Source organism: Vibrio sp. OPT46, assembly GCF_015163535.1.
In the GTDB taxonomy this organism is placed as follows: Bacteria; Pseudomonadota; Gammaproteobacteria; order Enterobacterales; family Vibrionaceae; genus Vibrio; species Vibrio alginolyticus.
Window position 1 is genome coordinate 1 of the sequence record NZ_JADDYG010000447.1, and the last position, 338, is coordinate 338.

The 338-nt window shown below is 41.7% G+C and carries 1 protein-coding gene; it reads left to right on the top strand.

Translation table 11 applies throughout. The features are described 5' to 3' along the window. A partial coding sequence (locus IQR33_RS19625; RefSeq protein WP_193843953.1) for a hypothetical protein occupies window positions 1–338 on the top strand: 338 nt, incomplete at both ends.

Below are 338 nucleotides of genomic sequence, written 5' to 3' on the forward strand. Positions count from 1 at the left end.
GTTTATAACAAAGTTCGTTACCTTGATGAAAAAGACCGAAAGGTTGGAAAAGTAAACCAAACCTTTAGCGTACAGCGTGAAGGCGTGGTTCTAACAGTTGAAAGCCCGCTGGACTTCCAAAATTACTTATCTGATGGTGTTCTTGATGTCACCTTTACTACATTGAGTGCGGTCAAAGCCAAAACGTTAGAGTGTTGGGTTCGTGAAGAATACAACTCTCTAGATGCGCCACCAACTAATGAGCAACCAACTTCTGGTGTTATCAACGTATCGCAAGAACCTTACAGTTGTAGTGTCAATGTTGGGCAAAACATGACCAAAGCACCTGTTACTTTGAT